We start from the raw sequence: 1196 nt of genomic DNA on the forward strand, positions 1-1196 counted from the left end.
GGGGTTTAGGCTGCCTGCAGCAGCTGGTTGAGCCGGTTGGCTGGGGTTTGTAGGTTGAGGGTGGGCCGTGGCCGGCGGTTGAGTTTCGCGGCGACCCTGCGGAGATCCTCCGGGGTGTGAGCGGAGAGGTCCGAGCCTTTCTCGAACCAGAATCTCAGGAGCCGGTTGGTGTTTTCGTTGGTCCCGCGCTGCCAGGGTGAGTGCGGGTCGCAGAAGTAGAGCGTGGTGTCGAGCGCGGTTTGGATCCTCGCGTAGTCGGCGAGTTCGGTGCCGCGGTCCCAGGTGATCGACTGTCGCAGGTGGTCCGGGAGGTTGCCCATCTCCCGGATCATCGCGGTAGCGACAGCCTCAGCGCTGTGGTTCCCGGGGAGATGGAGCAGGATCGTGAACCTGGTCGAGCGTTCCACGAGGGTGCCGATCGCGGTCCCGTTGGAGCCGATGATGAGGTCACCTTCCCAATGCCCTGGGACGGCCCGGTCCTGGGCCTCCGCCGGCCGTTCACTGATCTTGAACGCCTCCTTGTAGGGGCTGTTCTTGGTCCTGTCCGCGGCGTGGGGAACGCGCTGCTTCCGCTTCAGGCTGAGCTTTTCGGCCAGATCCGCCCGCAGGAACCCGCGGGATTGGACGTACAGCGCCTGGTAGATCGTCTCGTGGCTCACCTGCATAGTCTGATCATCGGCGAAGTAAAACGCCAACATCGATGAAATCAGTTTCGGGCTCCACCCGTCGTCCATCCAGACCGCTATCAGCCGGCACAGATCCTCGTCCTCGACAAGCTTCAGCGGCTTGGGCCGGCGCCGGTTCTGATGCGCCTTAGCGTGGGCGGTCGACGCATGATAAACCCCATCCTCCCCGGTGTGCCGCTTCACCTCCCGCCAGACCACCGACTTGTCCCGGCCAATCGCCTCCCCAATATCCGCGTAGCTCAGCCCGCACCGACGGCCCATCTGGATCATCCCCCGATCGTCCAAAGTCAATGCCCGGCCACCCGGACCGTCCGCCGTAGGCGCCGGATCAGCAAGACCCCCGACGCGACCCCTGCTCACAGTCATCATGAGGCCAGACTGGGACCACCAGGTTCCCCCGGTCCGATGTGTGGTCCCGACGCGCCGGGAAGCTGCGAGAATCGACATCCCACCACACACCAAGTCCACAAACTCGTTGCGGGCACTCTGAGGAAATGACCTGACCATAGA

General features: G+C 64.0%; 1 protein-coding gene. It reads right to left on the reverse strand.

Features of this window, described 5'->3' with window-relative positions; genetic code table 11:
• Nucleotides 1-5: 5 nt before the first annotated feature.
• Nucleotides 6-1196 (reverse strand): IS30 family transposase (locus AB0323_RS23985; RefSeq protein ID WP_366179553.1); only part of this gene is annotated, 1191 nt, incomplete at its 5' end.

The sequence above is a fragment of the Arthrobacter sp. NPDC080031 genome, from assembly GCF_040702485.1.
In the GTDB taxonomy this organism is placed as follows: Bacteria; Actinomycetota; Actinomycetes; order Actinomycetales; family Micrococcaceae; genus Arthrobacter.